Source organism: Streptomyces sp. NPDC048111 (assembly GCF_043202815.1).
Classification (GTDB): Bacteria; Actinomycetota; Actinomycetes; order Streptomycetales; family Streptomycetaceae; genus Streptomyces.
In genome coordinates this window covers 99,260-125,039 of the sequence record NZ_JBIDBD010000013.1, presented here as the reverse complement: position 1 = coordinate 125,039, position 25,780 = coordinate 99,260, and the positions used below count along the sequence as shown (strand labels likewise).

Below are 25,780 nucleotides of genomic sequence, written 5' to 3'. Positions count from 1 at the left end.
GCAAGATAAGGAACACGGGGGGGATGAGGGGCGTAATTCCGGGTAACAGCGGGAGCGTGGGTAACGGGGATGGCGGTGTGAAGCTGATGGTGTGCGATGACGTGGTCCGGCACGTGACGACGGACCGGCCGATATGGTCGGCGGCGACGCTCGGTGGTGACGAGCCCATCGGGGCGGCTCGCGATGTCGCCCGGCGCTTCCTCGCCGAGGTACAGGCGGACCATGGGATCCCCGTCTCCTCACGCGCGATGGGGCTCGTCCTGCTCGTGGTGAGCGAGCTGGTGACGAACGCGTACAAGTACGCGCCCGGCCCCTGCCTGCTCGACCTCAAGGTGAGCGGGGGCAGCGTGGAGGTGAGCGTGTGGGACAGCGAATCAGCCCTTCCCCTGACGCTCCCCGCCGACCCGGGCCGGGTCGGCCAGCACGGTCTGGAGATCGTGATGGGCGTGTGCCGCAGCTTCGAGGTGCGCCGCGAACCGGTCGGCAAGCGCGTCACGGTGAGCATCGTCCTCGCCGACGACCCCGGCGGGCACCCGGCGGGTCTGCTCCTCTGATCCTCTGACGGCCACCTTCTGCCGGCCTCCGACAGCCACCTTCTGCTGGGCAGGGCGACGGGGCGGGTGGAGCCGGTGGGAACATCCCGGCCCTCGCCCGCCCGACGATCCCCCCGCTCAGGCCGCCCTGGCCGTGCCGGGGTCCTGGAGCCCGTGCGCCCCGCCCGGTCCGCGACGCACCATGCGCCGGACCGGGGCGGTGTGCTCGGCCCGCGCGCGCTCCAGAAGGCGGCGCCAGGAAGTGACGTCGGGCCGGCGCCGCAGCAGGGACCGTCGCTCGCGCTCCGTCATCCCGCCCCACACCCCGAATTCGATCCGCTCGTCCAGGGCATGGGCCAAGCACTCCGTCCGCACGGGACACATCGCGCACAGCGCGGCGGCATCCTGCTGCTTCGCCCCCTCGGCGAACAACGCCTCCGCGTCCGCCTCCCCGCACACCGCCCGCTCGGTCCACGCCAGCACGGCCCCCATGTCCTTCTCCCTCTCCACCTGTACAGCGGCACCCGCCGTACCGGACACGCGGTGCGGGTGAGCCTTCGACCAACGACTTGCGGCGCGTACGCCGTTCGGCCGGACTCCTACCCCCGATTCGCGATCATGCACGGTCACCTCATCGGCAAACGACGGGGACGGCGACCAGGGAAGCGCCGGGCGGGGCCGAGTGCGAACGCCACCGCCCCGCGCCGCCGGTGGAGCGGCGGAGCGGGGCGGCGGCCGGGCCGAGCTGCCCGGACGGAGGCTGCGAGAGGGCCGGTTACCGGCTGAGGGACTTCAGCGACGCCGCGTCGTACGGCTTCAGCTCGTCGAAGCGGTTGCCGAGGACCTTCGCGGCCCACTGCGGGTCCTGGAGGAGGGCCCGCCCGACCGCGACCATGTCGAACTCGTCGCGCTCCATGCGGTCCAGGAGGTTGTTGATGTCACCCAGGTCCGAGCCCTCGCCCGCGAACGAGCGCAGGAAGTCGCCCGCGAGACCGACCGACCCCACGGTGATGGTCGGACGACCGGTGAGCTTCTTGGTCCAGCCCGCCAGGTTCAGGTCCGAGCCCTCGAACTCCGGAACCCAGTAGCGCCGGGTCGAGGCGTGGAACACATCGACGCCCGCGGCCGTCAGCGGTGCCAGGATCGCCTCCAGCTCCTCGGGGGTCTGCGCGAGGCGGGCGTCGTAGGCCTCCTGCTTCCACTGCGAGTAGCGGAAGATCACCGGGAAGTCGGCCGCGACGCGCTCGCGGACCGCGGCCACGATCTCCGCGGCGAACTTCGTACGGGCCACCGCGTCGCCGCCGTACGCGTCGGTGCGGCGGTTGGTGCGCTCCCACAGGAACTGGTCGAGCAAGTAGCCGTGGGCGCCGTGCAGTTCGACCCCGTCGAAGCCGATGCGCTCGGCGTCCGCGGCGGCGTCGGCGAACGCGCCGATGACGTCGTCGAGGTCGCCCCGCGTCATCGCCCGGCCGGTGCCCTCGGTGCCGTCCACGCGGATGCCCGACGGGCCGACGGCGGGGGCCTCGGCGTACGGCGCCTCGCCCTGGTTGCGCACCATGCCTATGTGCCACAGCTGCGGGACGATCGTGCCGCCCGCCTCGTGCACGGCAGCGGCCACCTTCGCCCAGCCCGCCAGCTGGTCCTCGCCGTGGAAGCGCGGCACACGGTCGCTCTGCCCGGCCGAGTCGTGCCCGACATAGGTGCCCTCGGTGACGATCAGGCCGACGCCCGCGGCGGCCCGGCTCGCGTAGTACGCCTGCACGTCCTCACCGGGTACGCCGCCGGGCGAGAACATCCGGGTCATCGGGGCCATCGCGATGCGGTTGGGGACGGTCAGCCCGTTCAGCCTGACGGGCCGGGACAGGATCTCGGCCGCGCGGGAGCCGTGGGACGTGGTGACGGACATGCGGGGGTCCTCCGGGATGAAGCGGTGGCTCTCGTCCGGGTGAGAACGAGAAGTGCATCGTACACATGCTATGTACGATGCATATCAGCAGTCGTCGGGCCCGTCCTATTCCCGCATCCGCGTCCCGCTCGGCGCCCGGAGCGCGCACCGACCGTTGCCGCACGAGGTCCACGGGCCGACGGGTCGGCGATAATGGAGCGATGGAAAGGGTGGGTGGCACGGTGCTGGAGAAGCTGGAGCGCGAGCTGATGCTGCTGTCGCGGCACCAGGTGCTGGCCCGCCGCGAGCGCGACCCCGAGCGTCTGGAGCGCTCGGCCTATCTGTTGCTCAGCCGGATCGACACCCAAGGCCCCATGTCCATCGGGCAGTTGGCCGAGGCCTTCGGGCTCGACACCTCGACCGTGAACCGCCAGACGGCGGCCCTGCTGCGCTGTGGTCTGGCCGAACGTGTCGCCGACCCGGACGGCGGCCTGGCCCGCAAGTGGCGCATCACCGCCGAGGGCGGACGCCGCCTCGCCGAGGACCGGCAGGTCAACCGCTCCTGCCTGGAACGGGTCGTCGCGGACTGGTCACCCGACGAGGTGCGGGAGTTGACCGACGTGCTGGTCCGCCTGAACCGCAGTGCCGAGGCCGTCGAGGGCCGGTTCTGGCCGCGCGCGGAGGACGACGGCGCCGCCCAGGCCTGCCCCGCGACCCCCCGCGAGCCCGCCCCGCCGGTCCGCTAGGACCCGGCGACCGGCCGCACCGAACGAGGCCCGGCGCACTCGGCCCCGTACGCCCGGACCCGTTCGCGCAGCGCGCGGTCCGCGGTCACGACCGTGCAGGGCCGGTCGGCGTGGGCGGCGGCGAGTTCCACGATGAGGTCGTCCCCACTGCCGGGCGCGGACTCGACCCGCACCCCGGGCACCGACTCGACGCCCCGCGCGGCCCCCTCGACCACGAGGATCACCTCGTCACCCGCGTCGCGCTCGGCCAGCCGGTCGCGCAAGCGCTCCGCCGCACCTCTGCGGTCGCGCCACCAACCGTCGGGCACCGACCCGACGACGTTCGCGGCATCGACGATCAGCACCGGCCGTACGCTCATGACGCCTCCCCGGTCGGCCGGCCCCGACGGGACGTGACGTGCATCGCTCTCGTGAACACGGGCCGTGATTCTGCCATGCGGCACCGGCCGTGCCGGGCGGCTCAGTCCTCGATGACCGGGCGACGGCCCGCGTTGCGCCGGACGAACCCGCGCCGGCCTGCGAGCAGCGTGATGCCCGTCCAGCCGACGACCCCCATGACGAGCGAGCCGAGGCGATTGCCCGGATCGACGTCGGAGGCCACCTCCAGGGGTATCTCGCCTTCGGGGTCGTGCACGACCTCGACCCGGTCGCCCACCCGCCACTTCGGGTGGTCGCCGCTGTAGTCCAGGGTCTCCTTGAGCCGGCCCCCCTGCCCGACCAGGGCGTACCGGTGGTTCGAGCCCCCGCCCCCCGAGGCGCTGTCGGCCGTGATGCGGACGGTCTCCCGCACCCCCCGGCCGTCGAGCGCCGCCTCGGGGGCGTACTGCACCGAGCCCACCAGAACGAACACCGCCGGCACGAGGGAGCACGCGGCGAGCCACCAGGCGCAGTGCAGGAAGCGCAGGAGGATCGCGAAGACGACGCAGCCGATGAAGCCGGTGATGATCGGGACCACGTCCGTGCCGAGGGCGAGGTACGCGATCCCGGTGTTGGCGGCGGCGATGATCCAGCCGATCCCCACCACGGCCAGCGTGAACAGGACATACGCCCCGCGGTCCACGGCTCCGTCCTGCGACTTCTTCATGTTCACTTCAGGCATTGGGGCAGCATAGGCACCGGCCCGCCACCCCTCGCGCCCGGGCCCGGGCTCGGTGACAGCGGCGCCGCAGGGAGCGGGGTGGGTCCAGACCCACCCGGCCGTGGGCCTGGACCCGTATGCCCGCGCGGGCGCGCTCCGTAGCGTCGGTCTCCTCGACGACACGGAGGAGAAGGACACCATGAAGACGACCACAACGGCAGGGCTCACCCACCCCGGCGCGCGCAAGTCCCTTGACACGGTGGGCACCTGCGTCACGCTCTTCGGCGCCGTGAGCGCGATCGTCCTCGGGACGGTCGCCGTCATGGCGGCCACCGGGCACCAGGTGACGGCGTTCATGTGGATCCGCGCCGCGATCCTGCTGGCCGCCGCCCCGCTGCTGCACCGGATGGCCGGACGCGCCGCGCAGGGCTCGTACAAGGACTTCGACCGCCTGCGCACCCTCTCCTCGATCGCGCCGGTCGCGATCATCGCCGTCGACCTGATCCCCGGACTGTGCCCGCCCTGGTACACCGTCCTGCAGGGCCTGTCCGCCGCCGCGCTCATCGCTGTGGCGGTCCTGGCCCGCGGCGCGGCCCTGCGCACCGCGTTCCCCAAGGAATGAGGCGTTCGCCAAGGGGTGAGCGGGCCGGGCCACCGAGCCAACTGCCCGCCACCGCCTACCCGTTGACGGCGCCGGCCGCCCGCTCCTCCTCCCGCACGCAGTACAGGAAGAGGTGGGGTTCCGGTTCGGCGCCGGGGCGGGCCGGGGTGAACATCAGGTTCTGCTCGGCCCGTACGGTCAGGCCCGCGCTGGTGACCAGGGTGACGACATCGTCGCGGGCGAAGCTCGTCGCGCGCACGGGCTGGTCCATGAAGACCACGTCGACGTCCTCCGCGTCCACCGGCACGGTCGCCAGGACCATCCGGCCGCCGGGCTTCAAGGCGTGCGCGAGCCGGGCCACCAGACGGGCCTGCTCGTCGCGGGACATCTGCAACAGGGCGAAGTACACGCACACGGCGTCGTACGCGGCCGTGCCGAGCGGCACGGACCGGATGTCCGCGCACCGGAACTCGGCCCCGGGGACCTGCCGGGTGGCGATCTCGACCATGACGGGGGAGATGTCGACGCCCAGCACGTCGTGGCCGGCGGCGCGGAGCGTCGCCGCGGTGGGCCGGCCCGTCCCGCTGCCGACGTCGAGGACGCGGCTTGCCGGGGCGAGCTCGGCCAGCAGCCACCGCAGCGACGCGAGGTGCGCCGGAGAATCGGCGAACGCCTCCTCGTAGGCGAGGCCGAGCACGTCGAACAGTGCTTGGGCGGGCTGGTGCGGGCTGGGGTCCTGGTCGGTCACATCGGCTCCTGTGGTTGTCGCTCGAATCTGCCTGCCGTACGCGTCCATGGTGGCCGCTCGCGGCGCGCCGGGGGTGGACATGAGCGAAGGAAGGGCCGCCCGGGACCTGAGCCGTGTGTGGGGGAGGGGGCCGCCCGGCACCTGAGCCGAGCGCGAAGGGGCGGGGCTCCCCGACCTGAGCGAGAGTGAAGAGGCCGCCCTGGACCAGGACCCCGGATCGCCTACGGGATCACATGGCCGGCGGCGCTGAACAGCCGGTACCACTCCTCGCGGGTGAGCGGGATGTCGGAGCCCGCGGCGGACTCGGCGACCCGGCCCGGGTTGGTGGTGCCGAGGACGACCTGCATGTTCGCCGGGTGACGGGTGATCCAGGCGACGGCGATGCCCGTGGGGGTCACCCCGTACTTCGCCGCCAGTTCGTCGAGGACGTCGTTCAGCTCCGGGTGGCTCTCGCGGTCGCCGATGAAGACCCCGTCGAAGAACCCCTTCTGGAACGGCGACCAGGCCTGCAGTGTCATCCCGTTCACCCGTGCGTAGTCGAGGAGGCCGTTGTCGCGGTCCACCGACTGATCGAGACCGCCCATGTTCGCCGCGATCCCCGAAGCGATCAACGGGCAGTGCGTGATGCTCAGTTGCACCTGGTTGGCCACCAGGGGCCGGCGCACCGCGGTCTTGAGGACCTCGATCTGGCCCGGCCGGTGGTTGGAGACCCCGAAGTTCACGACCTTGCCGGCGGCGTGCAGCTCGTCGAACGCGGCGGCCACCTCCTCGGGCTCGACGAGGGTGTCCGGGCGGTGCAGCAACAGCAGGTCGAGGTAGTCGGTGCGCAGGGCCGCGAGGGACTCCTCCACGGTGCGCAGGATGTGCTCCTTGGAGAAGTCGAAGAAGCCGGGCCGGATGCCCACCTTGCTCTGGATGACGATCGACTCGCGCTCACCGGCGGACAGCTTGACGGCCTGCCCGAACCGCTCCTCGCACGCGTGGCGGGTGGGCCCGTAGATGTCGGCGTGGTCGAAGGTGTTGATCCCGGCGTCGCGCGCGCTGCCGTAGAGCGTACGGATGTCCTCGTCCGCGAGGTCGGCGATGCGCATGAGGCCCAGGACGACGTTGGAGGCCCGCAGTTCGGTCTGGGGGAAGGCGATGGTCTTCATGGGGACCATCCTGCACTCCCCGCTCCACCGGCGCCGCCCGGCCCGACCGCGGCGCGCGCCCCGCCGGCCGACGGGGGCCCCGCGCCGCGCGCGGCCGGCCCACCCCGGCAGGGCGCAGGGGCTGGTGTGGCGGGCCGGCCCCGGGTGCCCTCCCCACGCTGCCCGGCGCCCCACGGTGGCTGAATTCTTGCTACCGGTACGGGAGTTGACGACCAGTCGGGCGGAACCGTTCACCGGAACCAGGCGTCCCCCTTCTCGCCCGCGGGCATCGTGTGTATACCCGGGACACTGTGGGCGACGCCAGGGGAGGCACGTCAGGCATGGGAAGCGTGGGAGCAGGGGAGCCGGAGCCGGCACAGGAGCCGCACCCCGCGATTGCCGCAGCGGACGGCGGCGTGCCCGGGGGAGGCGGCGGCGCCCAGCAGACGGCGGCGACCGTCGTGCTGCCCGCCACCATCGGCCCGTACGTCGTGATGCGTCCGCTCGGCGGGGGAGGCATGGGGGTGGTCTCGCTGTGCCGGGCCGCCTCGGGGCGCCTGGTCGCGGTCAAGCAGGTGCGCGAGGAGTACGCCGGGGACCCCGCGTTCCGCAGCCGCTTCCGCCGCGAGGTGGCGGCGGCCCGCCGGGTCAGCGGGGTCTACACGGTGGCCGTCGTGGACGCCGACACCGAAGCACCCCGGCCCTGGGTGGCCAGTGCCTATGTGGCGGGCCCCACGCTCGACCAGGCGGTGCGGATCTGCGGATCCTTCAGGGAACCGGCCCTGCGGGCGCTGGGCACCGGGCTCGCCGAGGCGCTCGCGGCCGTTCACGGCGCCGGCCTCGTGCACCGCGATCTCAAGCCGCAGAACGTCCTGCTCGCCGGGGACGGCCCGCGCGTCATCGACTTCGGAATCAGCAGGGCCCTCGACGAGACCCGGATGACGGGCACCGGCACCGTCCTGGGCTCGCCCGCCTTCATGGCGCCCGAACAGATCACCTCCGCGCACGACGTCGGGCCGGCGGGAGACGTCTTCGCACTCGCCGGACTCCTCGTCTACGCCGCCTGCGGCGAAGGGCCGTTCGGAACCGCCGACGAGGGCGCGCTGCACCGGGTCATGACCGCCGAACCCGACCTGACCGGCGTGCCCGCCCCCCTGCAGCCGCTGCTCCAGCACTGCCTCGACAAGACACCCTCCCGCCGGCCCACCCTGGACGACGTGCTCCGCGCGCTCGCTCCCGCCGACCCGGACGACCTGCTCGTCCCGGCGCTGCGCGAGGACCTGGCGGTACGGGCCCGAGACGCCGCGCTGATGGCCGTGGCGCCACCCCCGCCCGCCCTGGTGCCCGGCAGCGGGCGCCCCGCGCGCCGGATCGGCCGGCGCGGCGCCCTGATCGGCGGGCTCGGCCTCCTGGGCGCCCTGGCCGCGGGCGGAGGCGTCCTCGCCCTGAGAGGTGCGGGCACGGACGACCCCAAGGACCCGGGCGGCGCGAAGCCGCTCGGCACGAAGGTGCGCACGGTCCAACTCACCGCCCCGCCCGCCCCGTTGTGGACACAGCCGGGGCCCGCCAACTCCGTCATGCCCGACCTGAGGGCCTTCGGCCCGGTGGCCGTCCTGCATGACGCCGCGTACACGACGGCGTTCGACGCGGCGTCCGGCGCGGTCCGCTGGAGCCACACCTTCACGACGGGCAACCGGGCGGCCCAGGGCGGCAGCGACCCGCTGACGCTCAAGGACACCGTCCTCGGCCTCACCGACGGCAAGGTGCTCGTGTCGCGGCTCGACGTCGACGCGGCCGGGGTGCACTACGGCCTGACCACCGTCGACCCCGGCACCGCGCGCACCCGTTCCAAGGGCGCCGACCTGCCGCAGGCCGCCACCCCGGCAGCGTTCCTCGCCGCCTCCGGCGACACCGTCTACTGCCTGACCACCGCCTTCAGCCAGGACCCGCTCCACGCGAAGCCCGGCACGGGCACGACCCCCGACCTCAGGCAGAGCGCCGTCGCGGCCGATCTGGCCACCGGCACCATCCGCTGGCAGCAGCCCTTCAAAGCCCCCACCGCGCCGAGCACCGCGTGCTTCGGCGCGGACCGGCGCGGCTTCTACCACCTGGAGGACACCGCGCAGGGCCTGACCGTCCACGCCCTGGACGCGGCGCGCGGCACCGCACGCTGGTCCATCAAGGTGCCCGCCGAACCCGACAGCAGCCTCCCCGACTACATGAAGACCGCGGGCTCGGGGCTCACCTCCGCCCTCACCCTCGCCGACGACGTACTGATCACACTGAACTTCAAGGGCGGCCTGACGGCGTACGACACCGCGGACGGGCACCGCCTGTGGTCGGTGCCCATGACCGCGGGAACCCCGCCGGTCGTGGTCGGCGCCCTCGTGCTCACCAACACCACCAGCGGCGTCTACGCCATCGATCTGCGCACCGGCGCCATCAAGTGGCGCGTGGAGAGCCCCGTCCAGCTGTCCCCGTTCAGCTTCCTCGGCCGCACCATCGCCGCGTCCGAACAGGTCACGGCGGTGCTGTTCAGCGCCTTCAAGTTCAGTGGGGACGGAACGACCTCCAGCGGCGCGGGCGGCTGCCTGGCCCTGCGCACCTCGGACGGCAAGGAGCTGTGGGCCGTGCGGGAGAACACGGGCACACCGGGCGCGCCCGTCCCTTCCCTCGCCCCTTCGCCGTCCGGCACGGGCGGCACACCCAAGGGGCTCGACATGTGGAGCGTGGCGGTCGCCGGAAGCACCGTCTTCCTCAGCGGCGGTGGCCACGTCCGCGCGTACCGGGCGGACGCCGCCGCATGACGCTGCGCACCTCCACACCGTCGCCGGCCGACGCATCCGCGAACCCGCTCCCGGCGACCGTCGGGCCCTACCGCGTCATCCGGCTCCTCGGCTCGGGCGGCATGGGCCAGGTCCATCTGGCCGCGACCAGGGCCGGCCGCCCGGTGGCGGTGAAGGTCGTGCGGGACGCCTACGCGCAGGACCCGCAGTTCAGGGAGCGATTCCGGGCCGAGGTGCGGGCCGCCCGCAACGTCAGCGGCGCGTTCACCGCGCCCGTCATCGACGCCGACCCCGGCGCGGCACGACCCTGGCTCGCCACCGCCTATCTGCCCGCACCCTCGCTGAGCGAAGCCGTCGCGGCCCACGGGCCGATGCCCGAGGAGACGGTGCGCACGCTGGCCGCCGGGCTCGCCGAGGCCCTCGCGGCGATCCACGCTGCGGGCGTGGTGCACCGCGACCTGAAACCGTCCAACATCCTCCTCGCGGACGACGGCCCCCGGGTCATCGACTTCGGCATCGCCCGGGCCGTACAAGGGGCGGGCCCGACCGGCACCGGGCAGATCGTCGGCACCGCCGGATACATGCCGCCCGAGCAGATCGACGGGCGCACCTGCACGGCCGCGGGGGACGTGTTCTCGCTCGGCGCCACACTGGCGTTCGCCGCGTCCGGCCGCGGCGCGTTCGGCGCGAGCGGACTGCACATCCTCCTGTACCGCACCGTCCACGAGGACCCGGACCTGACCGGCGTACCGGAGGGCCTGCGCGAGCCCATCGCCGCCTGTCTGACGAAGCAGCCGTGGCAACGCCCCCAAGTCCCGCACCTGGCAGCCCTGTTCGGTGGGCCCGCCCTCCCCGGTACGGGCTGGCTCCCCGAGCGCGTGGAGCGCGACGTACGCCTCCGCGAGGAGACTGTCCGGGGGGAACTCGACCGTGCCCGGGCACCCCGGTGGGGGCGCCGCCGGGTTCTCGCGGTGGCGGGCGGCGGACTCGCGGCCGCGGCCACCGGAGCCTGGTACCTGACCGACCGCCTCATGTCCGACCCCCGTCCCGCACCTCCTCGCGTCCTGTGGCAGACCCAACTCCCCGACGACTACGCCCAGATCTGGACGACGGCCGACGACCGCCTGCTCGTCCGTGACAGGAACGGCGCGGGAGCCGCCGCCCTCGACCCGGACACGGGCAAGGTCTGCTGGAAGAGGGCGCCCTTCGGCACCGCCCCCTCCGCGACGGCCGAACACACCGTGTACGTCGTCGAGTTGGACGGTGCCGTACACGCCCGGGACGTACGTACCGGAGACCAGCGGCGACAGTTCACACCGCCCGGCGACAGCAATCCCGAGAGCACGGACCTGAGGGTGGTGGCCGGCACCTCCGGCTGGACCTACGTGACGTCGGCCCTGACCGGCGGCCTCTACGCCCTCGACGAAACCGGACGGCAGCGCTGGCACCGCGACGCGCCGCACACCACCGTGTACCCGCGCGGCCAGGTGCTCCTGTGCGTGACCCGCCCCGAAGGCAGCCCGCCCCTCGTGCACGCCCTCGACGCGCGAACCGGCACGGACCTGTGGCGCTGCCCCACGGACCTCTTCGGCATCGGCGCAACCCCCGGCGCCGACGCCGTGGTGGCGCTGCGCCGCGACACCGCCGAGCTGACGGCCCTGCGCCTGTCCGACGGCCGGGCCCTGTGGCGCTCACCGAGCGGGCTGACCTCCGCCGACGGCATCCAGGGGGAGGCCCTGGCGGCGGCCACCCTGCTCAGCCCCGACGGCGCCACCGTGCTGTTCCAGCAGAGCCTCGACACCGGCGCCTTCGCGGCACTCGACGCGAGAACCGGAAAGCCCCTGTGGCGCCAACAGGCTTCAGCCGCCCAGCAGTTGACGCCGTTCGGCGCCACCCTCTTCACCACCGCCGCGCCCCGCGGAACCGACATCACCGCGGCCCACGGCCCGCTCACCGCGTACGACCTGCGCACCGGAAAGCGCCGCTGGAGCACGCAGGACCTGGGCAACGGACTGGCCACGGTCCTGGAGGCCCGCGCCGGCCTGGTGCTGCTGGGCGTCGCGGGCGGACCGCAGCCCGGCCTCCGCGCCCACGCCCTCGCCGACGGCGCCCGCCTGTGGAGCCGCCCGTACGACGGCCGGCCCCCGTCCCCGGCCCGCTGGACATCGACGACCGCGGGCTCCCGCACGTACGTCTGCGACGGGACGAGTGCAGTGGCCCTGGCGCTGGGCGAATAGTCGGCGGGCCGGGCGCGGACGCACCCCCGGCGCGCCGTGGGGTTCAGCGCAGGCCGGCGAACAGGTCGTCCTCGGGCAGGGCCGCGCCCGTGCGGTCCTGGACGCGTACGAAGGTCTCGACGCCCATCAGGTCCGTGAACCTCTCCTGGCCCATCTTCAGGAAGAAGATGTTCTCGCCCTGGCTGGCGTGCGCCGCGAGCGCGTCGAACTTCTGGGCACCGTGGGCCGAGGTGTCCACCCAGGTGGTGATCTCTTCGTCGGGAAGCCCGATCTCCGCCATCGCGGCGGCTTCGGCCGGGTCCGGCTCCGGCGCGTCCGGGTGGAACTCGCGCATGACCTCGCCGAACCGCTGCATCATCGAGCGGGGAGCCGTCGTCCAGTACACCTTCGGTGCGCCCCCGATCATCTCCAGGGCCGCCATCGTGATGCGGTTCGCCTGGATGTGGTCCGGGTGACCATAGAAACCGTTCTCGTCATAGGTGACGACCACATCGGGTTCATAGCGCCGCATGAGGTCCGCGAGGCGCGCGGCACCCTCCTCGACGGGCGTCCGCCAGAACGACCCCGGCGCGTCATTGGTGGCCCAGCCCATCATGCCGGAGTCGGCGTAATCCAGCGTCTCCAAGTGAGTCACCTTCAGCGTCGCGCAGCTCGCGTCGAGCTCCGCCCGGCGCATGGCGGCGACCGCGGCGGGGTCGTGCCCGGGATCGCCCGGCTTGACCCCGCCGGGCCCGTCCCCGCAACCGCCGTCCGTACAGGTCACCAGGACCGTCCGCACGCCCTCCGCCGCATAACGGGCCAGAACCCCTCCCGTACTGGTCGCCTCGTCATCGGGGTGGGCGTGTACTGCCATCAGTGTCAAAGGCCGAGCATTCACGAACAGTTCTCCTGTATGACGCAGCGGATTCCGTGCGGACCTGGCTGGGCGGACCCGGCAGAGCGGACGCCGCCACGTCCCCTTGTTGCTGGCGCCTTTTCACTGGCCCCTTTTACTGTAGAGGCGACGCGACGGCGACGCGCTGGCGTGCCCACCCACAGACCTGAACCACACGGAACCCTCCGAACTTCCCGGGACGCCCGCTTCCCGGGAAGTTCACGGCCCGCCACAGCGGCGCGCGCCACCCGCAAGACGCCGGCCCGCTGTCGTAGGGTGCCGGGCATGAGCCCCCGTATCGCTTCCAACACCCCTGTCGAGCTTGAGCAGTTGCTGGACTTCGTACGCCCACGGCACCGCGCGATCCTGCTGACACGCCGCGTCGACGGCAGCCCTCAGGGCTCGCCGCTGACCTGCGGAGTAGATGAGGAGGGCCGTTTGGTCATGTCCACCTACCCCGACCGTGCCAAGACCCGCAACGCCCGCAGGGACGAGCGGGTCAGCGTGATCGTCCTCTCGGACGAGTGGGACGGCCCGTGGGTGCAGGTGGACGGCGATGCCGAAGTCATCGACGCGCCCGAGTCCGTCGAGCCGCTGGTGGACTACTTCCGCTCCATCAGCGGCGAGCACCCGGACTGGGCGGAGTACCGCGAGGCGATGGTGAAGCAGGGCAAGTCGCTGATCCGCGTGACACCCACCCGCTGGAGCCCGGTGGCGACGGGCGGCTTCCCGGCGCGGCTGGCCCAGGAGTAACGCGCCACGGCAAGGCCGCCCGGCCGGGTGCGGCCGGGCGGCGGGTTCGGGTGGAGCCGTACGTCGCCGGCCGGTCCGGGCGGCGACGTACGGCGGTGGCCCACCCGCGGCACGGTCAGGCGCGCTGCCAGAGCGCCGGGACGTTCGGGGGCTCCCAGCCCGTGATGGCGGTGTGGGCCTGGAGGCAGCGGTAGGAGGAGCCGGAGTAGGTCACCACGTCACCGGCGTGATAGGCCGTGCCCGCGGCCCAGGTGCCCGAGGGAGGCTGGGTGGGCGGGGTGGTCGGGCCCCCGGGGGCGTCCAGAACGAAGTCGTACGTGGCCTCGCGTGCCGGGCCGGCCTGCCGGACGTTCATGAGCAGCCGGGCGTCGAAGATCGAGTCCGTGTTGTTGCGGGGCTCGCCCGGAAAGTACAGCTGGGTGGTGACGATGCGCTGGCCGGGGGACTGCAGTTTGACGTGGATGTGCCGCGTACGGCCCGGATAGAGCCCCGGCACGATCGTGGTCAGGCTGAACGCGCCCTGATCGGTGCTGAATTGGTGGCCCCGGAAGGTGAAGCCGGTGTTGTCGTAGTCGCCGTTGTCGTCGGCCTGCCAGAAGTCGAGGAGTGCTCCCGCGATCGGCCGGCAGGTCCGGCTGAAGACGTATCCGGTGACCGTCAGACGCGTGCCCGGGGTGCTGTCGGTGATGAGCGAGCTGCGCAGGGGCGAGTTGGGCTTGAAGTAGGGGCCCTCGATCTGTTCGACGGTCGGCTCGTCCCCGTCGTGGCACTGCGGAGTCGTCTCCAGCGGCTTGGCCGGGGTGCCGCGGTCGCGGGCCAGGGCCACCCCGCCGCGGACGAGCAGCGGTGCGGCGCCGATCGCGGCGGCGGCGCGCAGGAATGACGTGCGGCTGACGCGGGGGGACTTGGCGTCGTCGGCGGACGGGGTTCCGGTCGGCTCATCGGAAGCGGACATCGCTGACCTCCAGGGGGTGGCTGTGCGCTTGGCCGGCGGCCGCGGCTCGGTGCGCGGCGCCATGGCAGGTCGGGCCGCCCAGCCGCTCGTGTCGCGGCCGGCGCGAGCTGCCCGAGGTGCCTGCGGTCAAGCTATGAGCCGTCCGGGCCGGCCGCGATGGACTCGATCCGGGGATCGTGGTGATTTCCTCCGGCATCGGCCCGGAACGCGCCGGGCGACATACCGGTCTCCCGCCGGAAGAAGCGGCAGAAGTACGCGGGATCCCTGAATCCGACCGCCCCCGCCACCTGACGCACCGTCATGGTTGTTGCGGTCAGGAGCCGTTTGGCCTCCAGCGTCCTCTGCAAGCGGATCAGCCCGCCCGGCGTCAGGCCCGTCGACTGTCGCACCAGCGCATGGAGATGGCCGGCGGACATGCCGAGCTCCTGCGCGTACGAGTCGACGGAGCGGCAGGTGCCGCCGGGCAGCCGGAGCAGGCGGGTGAAGTCCGCCGTCACCTCGGTGGCACGGCTGTGTGCGGCCGCCCCCTCGGCGGCGCGGCTGTGGGGGGCCGCCTCCTCGGCGGACGAACAGCTGCGCAGCGCCCGCACGATGAGGATCTGCAGGCTCGCGCGGAGCAGCTTCTGATAGCCGGCCCGCAGGGCCCGGTACTCGGCCTCCATCTCCGCCAGGAGCGCTTCGACGGGCGCGGCCTGCCCGCCCGGAGCGTGACCGGGCGCGCGGGACAGGGCACGGAGCGCGGCCACGTCCTGCGTCCGCGAGAGCAGGAAGTCCTCGTTGAAGAGCACCACATGTCCGGTGAGGTCTTCCGCGTCGGCCCAGTGATGGATCTGCCCCGGCGTGATGACACACAACTGCGGTGGGTGCAGCGCTCGTTGGACCGAGTCCAGCACATGGGCGCCGTGGCCGCCGGTGACGTACACGATCTCGTAGAACGTGTGGCGGTGCGGGAAGTTGGCCCGCGAGAGCGCCCCGATGGTGTCGAAGGTGCCGATGGCGAAGGGGAGCAGATGGGGGAGGGGGACGTCGAGGCGGTGCAGCGGGATGTCGAGGCTCCGGGTGTGCCGTGACGCGTCCATCACCGCAGTCTGGGACATCGCCGTCGCGCAGGTCCAGACCAGTTGGCGGGATTGGGTCCTGGGGGCGGGCGGGTCATGGAAGCGGGCGGGTTGCGTGGGCGGGCCCATGGGGTGCTGGGCGTCACGTTGCGGCTCTCAACTGCGCCGCACTGCAGACCAGTTCGAGGCAGCAGACGGCCGCCGTCACGTTGGCGGAACGTTAGCCGGCCATTAGCAGACTCGGGCATTTTCAAACCTACAATGAGCCAACGACGCATACTGACGGCCGCCTTTGCCACCCTGCTGGCAACCGCCTCCGCCGCTGTGATCACCGTTTCCGCCTCGGCCTCCGAAAGCACCGGCCTCGCCACCCCGGCCTCGTGTTCACCCAAGCCCACGACGAAGCCGCCGAAGAAGCCGACGCCGAATCCCACGACCAAGCGGCCGACGCCGAATCCGACGACGAAGCCGCCGAAGCAGCCCACTCCGGACCCCACGACCAAGCCGCCCAGGCCGGGGCACGCGGCGGACGAGCCGCAGCCGCGGGCAACAGTGGCCGTCGCGCCGCAGGCGACCGTCGCGAGTGTGCCGGAGGCGCGCGCGACCGTGGCCGTCGAGCCGCAGGCGACTGTGGCAGTGGCGCCGCGGGCCACGGTTGCAGTAGCACCGAGGGCCACGGTGGCGAGTGCGCCGGAGCCGGGGGCAACTGTGGCGAAGGCGACTGTGGTTCGGGCGGACACCGTCGAGTCGACAGGCTGCCCCACCGGGAATCCGAAGACCGGGTTCACCAACGCCCGCGCCACTTTCTACTCCACCGGCCTGGGCGCGTGCGGGCAGGTCAACAACGACAGTGACTTCATCGTCGCTCTGAACTCCGCCCAGTTCGGGAGCGGGTACCCCGGCCCGCAGTGCGGAAAGAAGATCAAGATCACGTACAAGGGGAAGTCGGCCACCGCGACCATCACCGACGAGTGCCCCGGCTGTTCCTACGCCGGGCTCGACATGTCACCGGGCCTCTTCTCGCACTTCGCCAGCCAGGACGTGGGCGCGATCTACGTCGACTGGAAGTTCACCGGGTAAACCGGATCGTTGAGGGCAACAGCGCCGGGCGGGCTCGGCGCTGGTGCACCCGGGGGCCATCACGGGTGCGGGCATGGTGTGCCGGGGGCGGCTGGGTGCCGAAACCGCTGGCACCCAGCACGTACCTCGCACATCCTCCTCGCACACGCCAGAACCCCCTGCCGCCTCATGCGCAACCAAAGCCACGGCCGATGCGTCGCACACCTCATGGAACGCGCATGGCTCTTCTCCCTCATCCCGCTGACGATCGGTGTCATCCACCTCTGCTTCGGCGTGTACGGACTGCGACGGGCGAGGGCCATCCGCTGCACGGGGGTCACCGCGACGGGCCGTGTCGTGCGCCACGACGTGCGGCGCACCGATGAGGGCGCCAGGTACTACCACCCCGTCGCCGCCTGGGCGACCGAGGACGGCCAGGCATGTGAGTACCCGTCAAGCTTCGGCCGCAATGCGCCCGGGACGCGTTTCAGGTTGGGGGCCACGGTCACCGTCCGGTACGACCCGGCCGACCCGCGCCGGTTCGCCATCCAGGGCTGGGACACGGCCACGATCCACCGGGTCTTCACGGCCGTGGGAGCTGTGCTCACGGCGGGGACGGTGGCTGCGCTGTTGATCGGCCTTCTCGTCGCGTGACCCGCCGCACCGCAGGGTCGGCGCGCCGGGCAGCGCGGTGCACCGGTCCGGGCGCTGTTCGCGGACCCGGTGGCATGGGCCCATACCCGGCGTAGGGCCACCCGAGCAGGCCGCGGGCGTGGCCCGGCGCGCCTTCGAGCTCTCACGGGACATGGGTAGGTAGAGCCATGCGGGGCATGCAGAGCACGGAGCGGGACATGATCGGCCGGGTCCTCCCGTCGTGGCCCAGAGCGGGCTGCGGCGCATGCGGCGATGGCATCCGGCCGAACACACCACTGGGACTTCTGCGGAACGGACGTCGGCCCCCGCCGTCCGCCCGCAGCGGAACGCCGGTTGCCCTCCTTCCACCCGCAGCGGAACGAACGCCGGGCCCCTCCTTCCACCCTCAGCGGAACCCCGCCGACCCACCTTCCGCCCGCAGCGGAACTCCCGCCGCACCGGGCCCGGCGATCACTACAGTCCAGTCTCATGACGACGGTTACCACGCGCACAGTCGCATACGCGGCCGACGGCCTGACGATGTCCGGGCACCTTGCGCTCCCCGCCGGTGGCGACCGCCGGCCCGCGGTCCTGGTCGGGCCGGAGGGGATGGGGCTCAGCGACGTCGAGCGCGGCCGGGCCGATGCGCTTGCAGAACTGGGGTACGTGGCGCTGGCCTTCGACCTCCACGGCGGGCGCTATCTGGGCGACCCCGAGGAGATGCTCGCCCGTTGCACGCCGCTGCTCGCCGACCCCGACCGTTTGCGCGCCATCGGCTACGCGGCGCTCGACGTGCTCCGCGCCGAGCCGCGCACCGATCCCGACCGGATCGCCGCCATCGGTTACGGCACCGGAGGCATCATCGCGCTGGAACTCGGGCGCGACGGCGTCGACCTGCGCGCGATCGGCACGGTCAACGCGACCACCACGGGTCGGCCCGGCGAAGCGGCGCGCATCCGCTGCCCGGTGTGGGCCGGGGTCGGGTCGGAGGACCCGATCATGTCGCCCGCGCAACGGGACGCCTTCGCCACCGAGATGCAGGCCGCCGGCATCGACTGGCGCCTCACTGTCTACGGCGGCGCCCTCCACGCCTTCCACCACCCACCGGTCGACCACCCCACGGTCCCCGGCGTCGGACACCACCCTCAGCATGCGCAGCGGGCCTGGCGCGACGTCGTCGATCTGCTCGCCGAGTGCCTGCCCCTCACGGAGTGATCCGGCAGCCCGGAGCAGGCGGATGTTCGGGGGTTCCAGGAAGGCAGGGACCCGGCCGTCGAGCGCGCGAAGCGGCCCCGGGCCTGCCCGCGCCGCACGGGCGCCCGGCCATCGGCAAGGAGCGGGTGCCTCGCTCCAAGTGACGCCCCCTTGTTACCCTGTTCGATCATGCGAGCCCTCTTCCCGGGATCTTTCGACCCGGTCACTCAAGGCCACCAGGACGTGCTCCGGCGTGCTGCCCTGCTGTTCGACGAGGTCGTCGTGTGCGTGATGGTCAACGCGAACAAAACGGGCCGTTTTCCCGTCGCGGAACGGCTGGACCGACTTCGCGCGGCGTCAACCGGTCTGTCCAACGTGACAGTTGACGCCCACACCGGTGGTCTCCTGGTCGACTACTGCCGCGAAGCCGGAATCGGCGTCGTGGTCCGGGGAGTTCGAGGCGCGGCAGACCTGGACTACGAATGGCCGATGGCGCGCATGAACAATCAACTGGCCGGTGTCGAAACGGTCTTCATCGCGGCAGATCCCGATCTCGCGCACGTCTCCTCCACCCTGGTCACTACGATGAGTCAACTGGGCCGCGCGCCGGAATGACGCCGTTCACTCCAGGAGCCGGCGCCTGACCAGTTCCATGACCTCGGCACGGCTTCGGCCGACATGGTCGGCCGCGTTGAAGTGGTTGCCGATGCGCACCGAGATCGCGATGAAGCAGCGGAGCTCCACCTCGTCCTCGTCGGGACAGAAGGAGGAGAAGAGGGAACGCAGGTAGTCCATGTGACGGTTGTCCACCCGGCGCAGGCGTTCGGCCACCTCCGGGTCGCGGCGGGCCCAGTCGCGGAGCGCGACGTCCGCGGCGGCGCCGCGGGCCGGCCCCCCGTCGGTACTGATGGTGTCGAAAAGCCGCGCCAGCTTGGTCCTCGCGTCGCCTCCGCCGTCCTCGACCTGCTCGATCAGGCTCTCGGTGACCTCGTACTCCCAGGTGTCGAGCATCTCGGTGAGCAGGGCCCCCCGGTTGCGGAAGTGGCCGTAGAAGCCTCCCTTGGTGACCCCCAGTGCCTGCGCGAGCACCTCGATGCGGACGGCTTCGGGGCCGCCCGCCACTAGTGCGCGCAGGCCTTCCTCGATCCATTTGCCGCGTGGCGTGCGAGTCGTGCCCATGTCGTGTCTCTCCTCACGTCGCCGATGAGTATACGGGGGCGTATAGATGGGGTTACGCTCGATCCATACGCTGCCGTATAGATGTGGGGGCCCACTCATGCGACTTCTCCGAAGCGCGCACACCGAACTGCCCTGGCGGATCCACGAGATCACCCCGGACTTCACGACCGAGGACGTGTGGGCGCTGCCCACCCCCGGCGGTCGCGACGATCTGGAGTGGCTGGTGCGGCAGTTGGCCGAGGGGATCAAGGGCGGGGTGCGGGGGGACACCCCCGTCTCGCGGCTGTTGTTCGCGGTGCGCTGGAGACTCGGCGCGCTGCTCGGCTGGGACAAGTCCGACGCCGGCGTCGGCTCCCGGACGGCTTCCCTGCGTGACCGCCTCCCCGCCGACCTCAGGGAACCGCGGGGGCCCGACATGGGCTCGGGCAAGTTCAGCTCGCTCTATCTCACCCGGGACGAATGGGCGGCCGAGATGGCCAACCGGACGGTCCACGCGGTGATGCACATCGGCTGGGTACCGGACGGCGCCGGCGCCTATCGCGGCCAGATGGCGGTCCTGGTCAAGCCCAACGGCCGGTTCGGCGGCCTCTACATGGCCGCGATCAAACCCTTCCGGTATCTCGGCGTGTACCCGGCGCTGATGCGTACCATCGGCCGCGGATGGCAGGAGGGTCTTCGCGAGCGGAGTTCGGGCTGAGCGAGCGGGGACTTCCTGCCGTGCCGTTCCGCTGCACGGCTCAAGTGCCGTGCGTCAGGGCGAAGTTGAGCTGCGGGCGTCGAGCGGTGCTCGTACGGTCGTCGTGGGCGCTTTGCGGTGCGGGCCCCTCGGGGCGGGGTTCAGGGCGTTGGTCAGGTGGTGGCGGAGCAGGCGGCCCAGTTTGCGGTCCACCAGGCGGTGCAGGGCGGCGGCCAGGGCAAGGGAGAAGAGCAGGCCGAGGGCTATGCAGGGCAGCAGGCCGATGGCAGGCAGGGCCTTGAGGACGCCCCGCGTCACGGGTATGCCGACGCTTTGGTGGACCAGGTAGAAGGGGTACGTCAGGGCACCGGCGTAGACGAGGGCCCGCCAGCGCAGATGGCGCAGCGGCCCCGGACCCGCGAGGGCGAGCAGGACGAAGAAGGCGCTGAGTACGGCAGCGCTGACCGGCCAGTTGGACGTGGAGTGCGAGGCGACGCGGTCGTCCAGGACCGTCAGGGTGTAGCACCACGCGAACCCGGCCAGGAGCCACAGCAGCAGATTGGCTCCGTAGCGGTGCATCAGGTAGAGCGCCATCCCGGCCACGAAGAGCCCGGCATACTGGCTGAGCAGGATCTCGTCCAGCACGGCGGAGTGCAGCTCACGTCCGATCGCCGCCGCCACCAGCCACATGAACCCGAAGGCCACGACGCGTCGGTAGGTCAGGCCGATCAGCAGGAGCGCGCCGACGAGGAGGTAGAAGCGCGCCTCCACCCACAGCGTCCACGCCACCCCGGCCGTGAAGCGCACCCCCAGCGGGCTGGGAATCATCGTCAAGTTGCCGAGCGTGGTGCGGACATCGATCGGTGCCCCGGACCTCTGTCCCCCGAGGACGGCCACCGTGCCCATCACCACGACCAGCAGGACGACCGCCCAGTACAGCGGGAAGAGCCGGGCGATACGGGAGACGGCGAACTGCGCCGGGGTGCGACCCCAGCAACTCATGCAGATGGCGAACCCGCTGATCAGGAAGAACGCCTCGACACCGAGCCACCCGTAACCGCTGACCGCGTGCAGCAGCGGCGCCACCTGCGCCAGCTCGTAGTTCTCGCCCCAGAAGCGCGCGGTCGGGGTGCCGACGTAGTGGTAGGCGGCCACGGCGATCGCGGCGACCAGCCGCAGCCCGTCGACTGCCGCCAGACGCCCGGGCGCCGGGGCGGGCCGGGCGGAGCCTTGCCGTGCGGCAGCAAGGGGCTCGCCGGGCTCAACGGGCTCGTCGGGCTCGGGGAAGCATGGGCGGGCCTTGGTGTGTGTAGGTGCAGGTGTGGGCGCAGACGCGGGCATCGAAACTCCTGTGGCCGGGGGCGCGGGTTGTGACATACGGGTCGGAGGGTGAAAGCGGCGGCGACGGACGTATGCGCTCGCCGTCCGGGAGGGCGTCGACCGCGGCCTCGGCCTCCGACTTGGCTCGACCTCGGGCGAAGCAGGCCTGCTCGACTGGCACGGAGCCCGCACGCAAGACGCCGTTCTCTCGTACGAGTCGCGGCTGTCGTGCGAGCCGTACGCGATGCATCGGGGCATGCCGGAGGGCGGCGAAACCGCACGCCACAGCGACGGGCGGATCGCCAACTGGGCGACTGTCAGGCGGGGTTCACCGTGCCTTGCCCACCGCCGCGACGCAGTCGCAGGACCGCGGCGATGACGGCCAGCGCGGCGACGATCGCCAGAAGCTCCCCGCTGCGTCCCCATCCGGAGAAGTGCAGAGTGATGACGAACGGGCTTGCCGCACAAGCAAGTTGCGTCGCCGAGTTAATCCGGGCGAAGGCCTGGCGCCCCACCAGCAGGAGGGCCGCCGCCAGAGGTACGCCGAAGCGCCAGTGGAAGAGGAGGCCGAGCCCGAGCGGATCGATCACGACGAGAGCGGCGACCAGGAGTACGGCCCACATCACGACCGCGAGCACACCCGCACCGCCGCGTGCCCGCCGTACCGGCCGCAGGTCAGGGGGACACCCGAGCGCGAGGCTCGCGACCAGGATCGGGGCGAACAGGCACCCCATGAGGGGCCAGTCGAGCGCGGGCGGCACGCGCCAGATCGGGTCGAGGAAGCCGAGCGCGCTGCCCACCGTCCCGGCAAGGGCACACAGGGCACCGGGGAGGTACCGTCCGGCGAGTGCGACCACCGCGCCGATCAGCGTCAGCACATAGCCGGCGTTCAGCAGCGTCATGAGCGGGGCGACGCTCCCGGAGGCGCCGGCGCCGCGGATCACGTACCAGTCACCGACGGTCCCCACCAGGTTGAACGCGGCGTACGCAGCCGTGGCGGCCAGGGCGAAGGGCGCGCTCGCGGCGAGGAGCCGCCCGCCTCGGTGCGCGGATCCGATGCCGAGGCGCAGGCGCAGACCCTGTGCGACCACGTCGGCGCTTTCGCGAAGACGGACGCCCCGGCCCGCTCCCTCGGTGGCCTCGCGGTAGGCCTCGACCAACTCCTCGCCGAACAACCGCCGGAAGTCCGCCGGGTAGAGGCGCAGCAGTACGCGGTTCATGCGGCGACCGCCCTGGCGACGCCACCCGAATCTGTACCGCGCCGCGATGCGGCCGCGCGGGTGGTGGCCGTGGTTTGGGTGGCTGCGGCGGCCAGGGCCCGGCATCCGCGGGAAGTCAGGGCGTGGCTGCGACGCGGCCGGCCCTCGGCGACCTCCTCGCTGTGTGCCCTGATCAGCCTCTGCTGCGAGGAGCGTTCCAGCGCCCTGTAACGGGTGTCGGCCCGCAGACGTACGCGTTCGCCGGATAGCGCTTCCGCGCCGCGGGCGATCGTGTAGCCGTGACGCGGCTCGTCCGCGAGCGCGGTAGGGAGGGGCAGGGTCGGTTCCCGCATCGCACGGTCAGTCATGAGACCACCATATGTCATTCACCGGCATATGGCGGAAGGGGAGGGCGCTGAGGAGGGGGTGGGTGGCCCCGCGGTTATGCAGGGGGGGTGTGGAGCGGAGGGCGATCTAGCCTGAACTGGGCTCACTGGTAGGTGAGTTACTGGGTTTAGCAGCCGGGGGGGGGGCGAGGTGCCGGCGCGCTTCGGCGGATGCGGTACGTGGCTCTGGCCCTTCGGCGTAACGGCGTCGCGGGCCACGACCCCTGGCCCGATGGGGGGGGTGGGCTTGGTTCGGCGCTGCCCGTTCTGGCTCCTGAGGGTCCGCACGCGGGCGCTGCCGATCGCGATGGCCGAGGCGTCCGGACGGCGGCCCATGGCTTACCGCCCTGATCTTGCCGGGTCTTGGAACAGGAAGGCCGAAGGGGCGGGAGGGGTCGGCCCGGAGGCGCGGCTGGAGCGGCAGCCGGAGAAGGGGGGCGGGGTGAGCGCGAGTGCGCGGATGGTGCGCGGCGCGCTGGTGGAATTGAGGGCGGTTGCTCGCTCTGCCCCCGTGCGCTTCTCCGGCTGCGGTGAGGAATTGGCGTGGCGTAGGGGGGTGGGCCCGGGCGGTTGCCGCCGCGGGCCAACGGGCCACACTCGCTGGGGTGCTGGGGTGCTGGGGTGCTGGGGTGCTGGGGTGCTGGGGTGCTGGGGTGCTGGGGTGCCTGGGCCTGGGCTACCGGGTTGCCGGGCCACTGGGGCATGAGGTCACCGGGTCCCGGGGGTACCGAATCTGCGGCGCAATCCCTGGGCCCGGCCGGCAGCTGCCGCCCTGGGTCAGCTCTCGCGGGCGGGCGCGGGTGCCGACGCGGGGCAGGGCTCTCCCAGGATGCGGCCGGCCAGTTCGACAGCCATGACGTGGACGTACGGGCGCAGTTCCGCCTCGGCGGCCTGGCGTGCGGCGGCGATGTCCGCCGCTCCGGACGCAAGAATGGCCTCGCGCTCGCGTGCGCCCTCGGCACGCGCGTCCATGATGGCCACCGTGCCTTCCTCGTGTGCCTTTTGCCGGATGCGCGCCGCCTCGTGACGTGCGGACGCGAGCTCGGCCTCGTACTGGGCGCGTATGTCGGCCGCCTCGGCGAGGATGGCGTCGGCCTCTTCGGAGCGGCCGGTGGTGAGGGCCTCGCGCTCGTGCAGTGTCTGCCGGAGGCGGGGCAGCAGCACGCCTGCCACCACCCAGAAGCAGAGGCCGAACGCGACGCCGCCGAGCAGGAGATCGGGCACGGCGGGGTTGAGAGGACCGACGTCGATGGGGAGGAGATTCACGCTGGGCACCTTCTTCCTCGCGCGCGCCGACGCTCATACGTCGAGGCTGTCGTACATCTGATCCTAGGGCAGGGGGTGACTTGTCGTTACGGGGGCCCCGTGTTCGGTCGGCGGCCGGCTGTGCTCCAACGGGCTTTCTTCGCAACTGCGTTGGGCGCGATCGTCGAAACCGGGCAGGGAGGTGAGGGCGTTGGAGGCCCCGGTCCACGCCCCCCCGCTCCACCGATCCGCGAGACTTGCCTTGATCTGCTCCGGAGAAGGGAATCTCGGCATGGCGAACAGGGCGCTTCTGGTGATGGACGTCCAGCGGGATGTGGTGGCCATCGCGGACGACGGCTCCGGGTATCTGTCGCGCCTGCGACGCGCGATCGACGGAGGCAGGGCCGCGGGTATCCCCGTGATCTACGTCGTCATGGGGTTACGGCGGGGAGACCCGGAGGTCAGCCCGCGCAACAAGGTGATCACGAACGTGGTGCGGGCCGGCTTGTTCACCGAAGGGGCTGCCGGCACCGGGATCCATCCCGATGTCGCGCCGCGGCAAGGTGATGTGGTGGTCACCAAGAGGCGGGGGAGCGCGTTCTCGGGCAGCGATCTCGACCTGGTGCTCCGGGCGCGCGATGTGAACCACCTCGTACTCACCGGCATCGCCACGAGTGCCGTGGTGCTGTCCACCCTGTGGCGTGCCATCGACCTCGACTTCGGGCTCACCGTCCTGACGGACGCGTGCCTCGACACCGACCCCGAGGTCCATCGGATGCTCACCGAGAGGCTGTTCCCGCAGTGGGCGGACGTCTATGAGGTCGAGGACTGGCTCCGCTGCATCGCATCCGAGTGACGGCACGTGTCGCGCCCGAAAGGCGGCACATCGCGGCCATGCACGCAGCCGCGTGTGGCGGTGGCGAGTGGCGGTGACGCATTGGGGTGGCGCACAGAGAGGTGCACCACCCCAAGTGCTCGCGGTGCAGTCGCGGCCGCCTGTGAGGCGGTGAAGTCGGCGTCAGATGGGCCGAGTTGGACGGCGGCGAGGCCCGTCAGCCCCCGTGCGCCGTCAGGGTGTAACCCTCCGGGCCCGCGAACGAGAACTTCGGGCCGAACGGGCTGTCCGTCACGGGTTCGACTATCTCGACGCCGGCGGCGACCAATTGATCGTGGAGCTGACGGGCGTCCGAGGTCTGGAACCAGATCACGACGCCGAGGCCCGGGTGCGCGACTTCGGTGAGGTCGACGCCGGGCAGGACAGCGCGGACGGCGAAGGGTGTCGGCTTGGTGTCGAACACGACGGCGTGCGGGGGCGAGACCGCTGCTCGGCGCAGACCCAGGTGCTGCTCGCAGAAGGTCGCCGCCGCATCCACGTCATGCACCTGGAGGGCGATGAAATCGGGACCGTCGAGGGTGGCAGGCATGGGGATTCTCCTTGGGTTTGCAGGTCGGGGGCCCCAGTCGCGATGCACGCCAGGGGTGCATGCCGGGGCGTACGTCGGGGC

The 25,780-nt window shown here is 72.1% G+C and carries 27 protein-coding genes; 12 read left to right on the top strand and 15 right to left on the bottom strand.

Annotation, left to right across the window (positions count from 1 at the left end; all coding sequences use genetic code 11):
* Window positions 1–86: 86 nt before the first annotated feature.
* A complete protein-coding gene (locus tag ACGF3I_RS21525; protein WP_393134463.1) occupies window positions 87–554 on the top strand; it encodes an ATP-binding protein in 468 nt (155 codons plus the stop codon).
* 117 nt (window positions 555–671) lie between these two features.
* On the opposite strand, the gene ACGF3I_RS21520 is transcribed toward ACGF3I_RS21525, so the two are convergent.
* Both ACGF3I_RS21520 and ACGF3I_RS21515 read right to left on the bottom strand, forming a co-directional pair.
* Window positions 672–1,025 carry a WhiB family transcriptional regulator gene (locus tag ACGF3I_RS21520; RefSeq protein ID WP_393134342.1) on the bottom strand — a complete coding sequence of 118 codons (354 nt, stop codon included), beginning with the start codon at window positions 1,023–1,025 and terminating at the stop codon, window positions 672–674.
* Window positions 1,026–1,308: 283 nt separating this feature from the next.
* Window positions 1,309–2,439: an NADH:flavin oxidoreductase gene (locus ACGF3I_RS21515; protein WP_393134340.1), complete on the bottom strand. Its 1,131-nt coding sequence runs from the start codon at window positions 2,437–2,439 to the stop codon at window positions 1,309–1,311.
* Between the two features lie 200 nt (window positions 2,440–2,639).
* Here ACGF3I_RS21515 and ACGF3I_RS21510 point away from each other — a divergent pair, with 200 nt between their 5' ends.
* Entirely contained in the window at window positions 2,640–3,164 is a 525-nt protein-coding gene (locus ACGF3I_RS21510; protein WP_393134338.1) for a MarR family winged helix-turn-helix transcriptional regulator, read from the top strand.
* Here ACGF3I_RS21510 and ACGF3I_RS21505 read toward each other — a convergent pair.
* Together ACGF3I_RS21505 and ACGF3I_RS21500 are read right to left on the bottom strand one after the other, a co-directional pair.
* Window positions 3,161–3,523, bottom strand: a complete 363-nt coding sequence (locus ACGF3I_RS21505; protein WP_393134336.1) for an NTP pyrophosphohydrolase — start codon at window positions 3,521–3,523, stop codon at window positions 3,161–3,163. The two genes, ACGF3I_RS21510 and ACGF3I_RS21505, sit on opposite strands and share 4 nt — an antisense overlap.
* A 101-nt stretch (window positions 3,524–3,624) precedes the next feature.
* Window positions 3,625–4,263: a hypothetical protein gene (locus ACGF3I_RS21500; RefSeq protein WP_393134335.1), complete on the bottom strand. Its 639-nt coding sequence runs from the start codon at window positions 4,261–4,263 to the stop codon at window positions 3,625–3,627.
* A gap of 178 nt (window positions 4,264–4,441) precedes the next feature.
* Between ACGF3I_RS21500 and ACGF3I_RS21495 the strand changes: the two genes are divergently transcribed.
* Window positions 4,442–4,864 (top strand): hypothetical protein, encoded by a 423-nt coding sequence (locus ACGF3I_RS21495; RefSeq protein WP_393134333.1) that lies wholly within the window; start codon window positions 4,442–4,444, stop codon window positions 4,862–4,864.
* 55 nt (window positions 4,865–4,919) lie between these two features.
* On the opposite strand, the gene ACGF3I_RS21490 is transcribed toward ACGF3I_RS21495, so the two are convergent.
* Together ACGF3I_RS21490 and ACGF3I_RS21485 are read right to left on the bottom strand one after the other, a co-directional pair.
* Window positions 4,920–5,639: a class I SAM-dependent methyltransferase gene (locus tag ACGF3I_RS21490; RefSeq protein WP_393134461.1), complete on the bottom strand. Its 720-nt coding sequence runs from the start codon at window positions 5,637–5,639 to the stop codon at window positions 4,920–4,922.
* 173 nt (window positions 5,640–5,812) lie between these two features.
* Entirely contained in the window at window positions 5,813–6,742 is a 930-nt protein-coding gene (locus ACGF3I_RS21485) for an aldo/keto reductase family oxidoreductase (protein WP_393134331.1), read from the bottom strand.
* Between the two features lie 320 nt (window positions 6,743–7,062).
* Here ACGF3I_RS21485 and ACGF3I_RS21480 point away from each other — a divergent pair, with 320 nt between their 5' ends.
* Window positions 7,063–9,528: a PQQ-binding-like beta-propeller repeat protein gene (locus ACGF3I_RS21480; protein WP_393134329.1), complete on the top strand. Its 2,466-nt coding sequence runs from the start codon at window positions 7,063–7,065 to the stop codon at window positions 9,526–9,528.
* Window positions 9,525–11,744, top strand: coding sequence for a PQQ-binding-like beta-propeller repeat protein (locus ACGF3I_RS21475; protein WP_393134327.1), 2,220 nt, complete (start codon window positions 9,525–9,527; stop codon window positions 11,742–11,744). Before ACGF3I_RS21480 ends, ACGF3I_RS21475 begins: the two co-directional genes overlap by 4 nt.
* A gap of 43 nt (window positions 11,745–11,787) precedes the next feature.
* Here ACGF3I_RS21475 and ACGF3I_RS21470 read toward each other — a convergent pair whose 3' ends face one another.
* Window positions 11,788–12,621: a PIG-L family deacetylase gene (locus ACGF3I_RS21470; RefSeq protein ID WP_393134325.1), complete on the bottom strand. Its 834-nt coding sequence runs from the start codon at window positions 12,619–12,621 to the stop codon at window positions 11,788–11,790.
* 282 nt (window positions 12,622–12,903) lie between these two features.
* On the opposite strand from ACGF3I_RS21470, the gene ACGF3I_RS21465 reads away from it, so the two are divergent.
* Complete coding sequence (locus ACGF3I_RS21465) at window positions 12,904–13,371, top strand: PPOX class F420-dependent oxidoreductase (RefSeq protein WP_393134323.1); 468 nt, start codon at window positions 12,904–12,906, stop codon at window positions 13,369–13,371.
* Window positions 13,372–13,486: 115 nt separating this feature from the next.
* On the opposite strand, the gene ACGF3I_RS21460 is transcribed toward ACGF3I_RS21465, so the two are convergent.
* A complete protein-coding gene (locus ACGF3I_RS21460; RefSeq protein ID WP_393134321.1) occupies window positions 13,487–14,326 on the bottom strand; it encodes a carbohydrate-binding protein in 840 nt (279 codons plus the stop codon).
* 131 nt (window positions 14,327–14,457) lie between these two features.
* Window positions 14,458–15,405 (bottom strand): helix-turn-helix domain-containing protein, encoded by a 948-nt coding sequence (locus ACGF3I_RS21455; RefSeq protein ID WP_393134319.1) that lies wholly within the window; start codon window positions 15,403–15,405, stop codon window positions 14,458–14,460.
* Window positions 15,406–16,092: 687 nt separating this feature from the next.
* Here ACGF3I_RS21455 and ACGF3I_RS21450 point away from each other — a divergent pair.
* The 4 genes from ACGF3I_RS21450 to coaD all read left to right on the top strand — a co-directional run bounded on the left by ACGF3I_RS21450 (window position 16,093) and on the right by coaD (window position 18,885).
* Window positions 16,093–16,464: an RlpA-like double-psi beta-barrel domain-containing protein gene (locus ACGF3I_RS21450; protein WP_393134317.1), complete on the top strand. Its 372-nt coding sequence runs from the start codon at window positions 16,093–16,095 to the stop codon at window positions 16,462–16,464.
* 207 nt (window positions 16,465–16,671) lie between these two features.
* Window positions 16,672–17,097: a DUF3592 domain-containing protein gene (locus ACGF3I_RS21445; protein WP_393134315.1), complete on the top strand. Its 426-nt coding sequence runs from the start codon at window positions 16,672–16,674 to the stop codon at window positions 17,095–17,097.
* 468 nt (window positions 17,098–17,565) lie between these two features.
* Entirely contained in the window at window positions 17,566–18,291 is a 726-nt protein-coding gene (locus ACGF3I_RS21440; RefSeq protein ID WP_393134314.1) for a dienelactone hydrolase family protein, read from the top strand.
* A gap of 168 nt (window positions 18,292–18,459) precedes the next feature.
* Window positions 18,460–18,885, top strand: coding sequence for a pantetheine-phosphate adenylyltransferase (coaD, locus tag ACGF3I_RS21435; protein WP_393134313.1), 426 nt, complete (start codon window positions 18,460–18,462; stop codon window positions 18,883–18,885).
* Between the two features lie 6 nt (window positions 18,886–18,891).
* On the opposite strand, the gene ACGF3I_RS21430 is transcribed toward coaD, so the two are convergent.
* Complete coding sequence (locus tag ACGF3I_RS21430) at window positions 18,892–19,449, bottom strand: TetR/AcrR family transcriptional regulator (protein ID WP_393134312.1); 558 nt, start codon at window positions 19,447–19,449, stop codon at window positions 18,892–18,894.
* 97 nt (window positions 19,450–19,546) lie between these two features.
* On the opposite strand from ACGF3I_RS21430, the gene ACGF3I_RS21425 reads away from it, so the two are divergent.
* On the top strand, window positions 19,547–20,146 hold the full coding sequence (locus tag ACGF3I_RS21425) for a DUF2867 domain-containing protein (RefSeq protein ID WP_393134310.1): 600 nt from the start codon (window positions 19,547–19,549) through the stop codon (window positions 20,144–20,146).
* Window positions 20,147–20,200: 54 nt separating this feature from the next.
* Here the strand turns inward: ACGF3I_RS21425 and ACGF3I_RS21420 are convergent, their stop codons facing one another.
* The 4 genes from ACGF3I_RS21420 to ACGF3I_RS21405 form a co-directional block, all read right to left on the bottom strand.
* Window positions 20,201–21,466: an acyltransferase family protein gene (locus ACGF3I_RS21420; RefSeq protein WP_393134308.1), complete on the bottom strand. Its 1,266-nt coding sequence runs from the start codon at window positions 21,464–21,466 to the stop codon at window positions 20,201–20,203.
* A gap of 296 nt (window positions 21,467–21,762) precedes the next feature.
* Window positions 21,763–22,665, bottom strand: a complete 903-nt coding sequence (locus tag ACGF3I_RS21415) for a hypothetical protein (protein WP_393134306.1) — start codon at window positions 22,663–22,665, stop codon at window positions 21,763–21,765.
* Window positions 22,662–23,012 (bottom strand): PadR family transcriptional regulator, encoded by a 351-nt coding sequence (locus ACGF3I_RS21410; protein ID WP_393134304.1) that lies wholly within the window; start codon window positions 23,010–23,012, stop codon window positions 22,662–22,664. Before ACGF3I_RS21410 ends, ACGF3I_RS21415 begins: the two co-directional genes overlap by 4 nt.
* A gap of 795 nt (window positions 23,013–23,807) precedes the next feature.
* Window positions 23,808–24,296, bottom strand: a complete 489-nt coding sequence (locus tag ACGF3I_RS21405; RefSeq protein WP_393134302.1) for a hypothetical protein — start codon at window positions 24,294–24,296, stop codon at window positions 23,808–23,810.
* Window positions 24,297–24,567: 271 nt separating this feature from the next.
* Here ACGF3I_RS21405 and ACGF3I_RS21400 point away from each other — a divergent pair, with 271 nt between their 5' ends.
* Complete coding sequence (locus ACGF3I_RS21400) at window positions 24,568–25,131, top strand: cysteine hydrolase family protein (RefSeq protein ID WP_393134300.1); 564 nt, start codon at window positions 24,568–24,570, stop codon at window positions 25,129–25,131.
* A 196-nt stretch (window positions 25,132–25,327) separates the two neighbouring features.
* On the opposite strand, the gene ACGF3I_RS21395 is transcribed toward ACGF3I_RS21400, so the two are convergent.
* On the bottom strand, window positions 25,328–25,699 hold the full coding sequence (locus ACGF3I_RS21395; protein WP_393134299.1) for a VOC family protein: 372 nt from the start codon (window positions 25,697–25,699) through the stop codon (window positions 25,328–25,330).
* Window positions 25,700–25,780 lie beyond the last annotated feature (81 nt).

Coding starts and splice junctions, on each gene's coding strand:
- ACGF3I_RS21395 (WP_393134299.1), bottom strand. CDS start 25,699: ATGCCTGCCACCCTCGACGGTCCCGATTTCATCGCCCTCCAGGTGCAT.
- ACGF3I_RS21465 (WP_393134323.1), top strand. CDS start 12,904: ATGAGCCCCCGTATCGCTTCCAACACCCCTGTCGAGCTTGAGCAGTTG.
- ACGF3I_RS21505 (WP_393134336.1), bottom strand. CDS start 3,523: ATGAGCGTACGGCCGGTGCTGATCGTCGATGCCGCGAACGTCGTCGGG.
- ACGF3I_RS21485 (WP_393134331.1), bottom strand. CDS start 6,742: ATGAAGACCATCGCCTTCCCCCAGACCGAACTGCGGGCCTCCAACGTC.
- ACGF3I_RS21420 (WP_393134308.1), bottom strand. CDS start 21,466: ATGCCCGCGTCTGCGCCCACACCTGCACCTACACACACCAAGGCCCGC.
- ACGF3I_RS21480 (WP_393134329.1), top strand. CDS start 7,063: ATGGGAAGCGTGGGAGCAGGGGAGCCGGAGCCGGCACAGGAGCCGCAC.
- ACGF3I_RS21400 (WP_393134300.1), top strand. CDS start 24,568: ATGGCGAACAGGGCGCTTCTGGTGATGGACGTCCAGCGGGATGTGGTG.
- ACGF3I_RS21475 (WP_393134327.1), top strand. CDS start 9,525: ATGACGCTGCGCACCTCCACACCGTCGCCGGCCGACGCATCCGCGAAC.
- ACGF3I_RS21490 (WP_393134461.1), bottom strand. CDS start 5,639: ATGGACGCGTACGGCAGGCAGATTCGAGCGACAACCACAGGAGCCGAT.
- ACGF3I_RS21410 (WP_393134304.1), bottom strand. CDS start 23,012: ATGACTGACCGTGCGATGCGGGAACCGACCCTGCCCCTCCCTACCGCG.
- coaD (WP_393134313.1), top strand. CDS start 18,460: ATGCGAGCCCTCTTCCCGGGATCTTTCGACCCGGTCACTCAAGGCCAC.
- ACGF3I_RS21425 (WP_393134310.1), top strand. CDS start 19,547: ATGCGACTTCTCCGAAGCGCGCACACCGAACTGCCCTGGCGGATCCAC.
- ACGF3I_RS21430 (WP_393134312.1), bottom strand. CDS start 19,449: ATGGGCACGACTCGCACGCCACGCGGCAAATGGATCGAGGAAGGCCTG.
- ACGF3I_RS21440 (WP_393134314.1), top strand. CDS start 17,566: ATGACGACGGTTACCACGCGCACAGTCGCATACGCGGCCGACGGCCTG.
- ACGF3I_RS21515 (WP_393134340.1), bottom strand. CDS start 2,439: ATGTCCGTCACCACGTCCCACGGCTCCCGCGCGGCCGAGATCCTGTCC.
- ACGF3I_RS21520 (WP_393134342.1), bottom strand. CDS start 1,025: ATGGGGGCCGTGCTGGCGTGGACCGAGCGGGCGGTGTGCGGGGAGGCG.
- ACGF3I_RS21455 (WP_393134319.1), bottom strand. CDS start 15,405: ATGGACGCGTCACGGCACACCCGGAGCCTCGACATCCCGCTGCACCGC.
- ACGF3I_RS21415 (WP_393134306.1), bottom strand. CDS start 22,665: ATGAACCGCGTACTGCTGCGCCTCTACCCGGCGGACTTCCGGCGGTTG.
- ACGF3I_RS21460 (WP_393134321.1), bottom strand. CDS start 14,326: ATGTCCGCTTCCGATGAGCCGACCGGAACCCCGTCCGCCGACGACGCC.
- ACGF3I_RS21510 (WP_393134338.1), top strand. CDS start 2,640: ATGGAAAGGGTGGGTGGCACGGTGCTGGAGAAGCTGGAGCGCGAGCTG.
- ACGF3I_RS21500 (WP_393134335.1), bottom strand. CDS start 4,263: ATGCCTGAAGTGAACATGAAGAAGTCGCAGGACGGAGCCGTGGACCGC.
- ACGF3I_RS21525 (WP_393134463.1), top strand. CDS start 87: ATGGTGTGCGATGACGTGGTCCGGCACGTGACGACGGACCGGCCGATA.
- ACGF3I_RS21495 (WP_393134333.1), top strand. CDS start 4,442: ATGAAGACGACCACAACGGCAGGGCTCACCCACCCCGGCGCGCGCAAG.
- ACGF3I_RS21445 (WP_393134315.1), top strand. CDS start 16,672: ATGGAACGCGCATGGCTCTTCTCCCTCATCCCGCTGACGATCGGTGTC.